Source organism: Cupriavidus sp. BIS7 (genome assembly GCF_000292345.1).
Lineage (GTDB): Bacteria > Pseudomonadota > Gammaproteobacteria > Burkholderiales > Burkholderiaceae > Cupriavidus.
Genome location: NZ_ALOU01000079.1, coordinates 1 through 3,199 on the forward strand (window position 1 = coordinate 1; position 3,199 = coordinate 3,199).

General features: G+C 62.3%; 1 protein-coding gene. It reads left to right on the forward strand.

Annotated features, from left to right (window positions below; translation table 11 throughout):
- Positions 1-3,000, forward strand: a 3,000-nt coding sequence (locus B552_RS0124195) for an efflux RND transporter permease subunit (protein WP_019451642.1), incomplete at its 5' end; no start/stop codon positions are given.
- Positions 3,001-3,199: the final 199 nt, after the last annotated feature.

Consider the following 3,199-nt stretch of genomic DNA (forward strand, 5'->3'; position numbering starts at 1 on the left):
TTCCTGCTGTTGCTGCTGTCCGTGGCCGGCCTGCTGGCCTACGGCAGCCTAGGCCAGAAGGAAGACCCCGAGTTCACGATCAAGACCATGGTCGTGCAGGCGTACTGGCCGGGAAGTTCCGCGCAGCAGATGGCCGACCAGGTTGCCGACAAGCTCGAGCGTAAGTTGCAGGAGGTGGCGGAGATCGACTATACGTCCACCTACGTGAAGCCGGGGGAGGCGCAGATCAAGGTCAACCTTCGTGAGGACGTACCCCGGTCCGCCGTGCCAGATGTGTGGTATCAGGTCCGCAAGAAGATGGGGGACATCCGCCATACCCTGCCGCAGGGCACGCAGGGGCCCTTCTTCAATGACGAGTTCGGGGACACCTTCGGTAACCTCTACGCCATCACAGGCGACGGCTTTGACTATGACGATCTGCGACGGATTGCGGACGCCGCACGTAACGAGTTTCTGCGTGTCGACGACGTCAACAAGGTCGATCTGGTGGGCAAGCAGGAGCAGAAGATCTATGTGGAAGTTTCCACCGCCAAGCTCGCTTCGCTGGGGATCGATCCGGCACTGATTGCCCAGACCCTCGCGCAAACCAATGTGGTGACGTCGGGCGGGACGGTGCAAACCAGCGCCGAACGGGTGCGGCTGGACGTGAGCGGCGAATTCGACTCCGTCGAAGGCATTCGCGCCATCGGCATCCGTGCCGGCCAGCGCACTTTCCGTCTTGGCGATATCGCCGACGTCCGTCGCGGTTTTGTGGAGCCGGCCACCTCGCGGATGCGCTTCAACGGCAACGAGGCGATCGGATTGGCGGTGAGCATGCGCAAGGGCGGCGACGTGATTCGGCTTGGCACGAAGCTCGATGAAACGCTCAAGCGGATCGAGTCCAATTTGCCGGTGGGCGTGCAGATACACGCGGTCAGCGACCAGCCGCATGTCGTCGAGCACTCCGTATTCGAGTTCAAGAAGAGTCTGGCCGAGGCAGTGATCATTGTACTCGTGGTCAGCTTCCTGTCGCTGGGCTTGCGGACCGGACTGGTCGTCGCGCTCAGTATCCCGCTCGTGCTGGCCATGACATTCCTGGCCATGTACGTGATGGGCATCGACTTGCAGCGCATCTCTCTGGGTGCGCTGATCATTGCGCTCGGACTGCTGGTGGACGACGCCATTATTGCCGTCGAGATGATGGCATTGAAACTGGAGCAGGGCTGGGACAAGTTCCGCGCCGCCACCTATGCCTACACGGCCACTGCATTCCCGATGCTCACCGGCACGCTGATCACGGCGGCGGGCTTTCTTCCGGTCGGCTTCGCGAAGTCCGGCACCGGCGAGTATGTGTACTCGCTGTTCCAGGTGGTGGGCATCTCGCTGCTGTTGTCGTGGATCGTGGCCGTGCTGTTCACGCCGTACATCGGTTTCAAGCTGTTGAAGGAGCATGCGCACGCGTCGCATGACGAGGAAGCGGTCTACCAGCGCGGTTTCTATGTCAAGTTCCGCCACTTCATTGACTTCTGCCTGAGGCAGCGCGTGTGGGTGCTCGGCATCACGCTCGCCGCATTCGTGGGCGCGTTGGTGCTGTTCAAGGCAGTGCCCCAGCAGTTCTTTCCGGCATCGGATCGAGCCGAGCTGATCGTGGATATGTGGATGCCCGAGGCCTCGACGTTCGAGGCAAGCCAGAGCGAGGTGCAGAAGCTCGAAGCGATGCTCAAGAGAGATCCGGACATTGCCGCGGTGACCAGCTTCGTTGGCAATGGCGCGCCGCGCTTCTACCTGCCTCTCGATGCACAGACCCCGAACCTGAACCTCGGCGAAATGATGGTGATGACCAAGGGCGGCGAGGCACGTGAGCGCGTGAAGGAAAAGCTCGAGAAGCTGTTCGCAGACAAGTTCCCCAACGTGCGCGGCCGCGTCAACCGGCTCGAGAACGGTCCGCCCGTCGGTTATCCAGTGCAGTTCCGCGTGTACGGCCAGGACAACGACAAGGTCCGTGCCATCGGGGACAAGGTGGCGGCCATCATGCGTGAGGAGCCGCACGTGCGCCAGGTCAACCAGGACTGGAGCGAGCGCATCAAGCGCGTGCAAGTCGACGTCGACCAGGACAAGGCGCGTGCACTGGGCATCAGTTCGGGCCAGATCAAGCAGGCGCTCGAGGCATCGATCTCGGGCACGCCTATCACGCAGTTCCGCGAGGAAGACCAGGATATCGACGTTGTGTCGCGCCTCGTCGCAGCGGAACGGACGGACCTGAACAACCTGAAGGACGCCAAGATCTATGTGCGCGACGGAAAGTTCGTGCCGGTCTCGCAAGTAGCCCGGCTCACGCTCGCCAGCGAGGAAGGTGAGCTGTGGCGGCGCAACCGCGTGCCGACGATGACCGTGCGTGCCGATATCGCCGGGGCGCAGGCGCCCGACGTAACGCGTGCGTTGCAGCCCAGGATCGATACCCTCAAGAAGGAGCTCCCGCTCGGCTATGGCATCGAGATCGGCGGCGCTTACGAATCGAGTGCAAAGGCCCAGCGTTCCGTTTTCGCGGTGATGCCTGTGACGATCATCGCGGTGCTCGTATTGCTGATGATTCAGCTGCAGGACATGAAGAAGATGGCGATGGTTCTGATGACCGCGCCGCTCGGGCTGATCGGCGTGAGCGCGATCATGGCCGCGTTCCGGATCCCGTTCGGTTTTGTCGCCATGTTGGGCGTCATCGCCCTCGCTGGAATGATTATCCGCAACTCGGTGATCCTGGTCGTACAGATTGATCAGGACGTGGGCGCGGGCGTCGCACTGTGGACGGCCATCGTCGAGGCAGCGGTGCGGCGACTGCGACCGATCGTGCTGACTGCCCTGGCGGCGATTCTGGCGATGGTACCCCTTACCCATTCCGTGTTCTGGGGCCCCATGGCGTGGGCAATCATGGGAGGGCTCGCCGTTGCCACGGTGCTGACGCTCGTCTTCCTTCCCGCTCTGTATGCGACCTGGTACCGGGCCAAGCGCCCCGCGACCGTCTGATCGCAAGTGTGACGTTGAGAGTTATTTCGATGAAAAGACTGAGTATGGCCCTGCGGGCCGGGCAGGTGGCCTTGGGCTGCATGCTTCTCCTGAGCGCTGGAGAATCAAGCGCGATCGATCTCGTGGGAGCCTATGAGCAGGCATTGGCGCATGATCCGACGAGCCTTGCTGCAAATGACGCGCTCACGGCGGGGCGCGA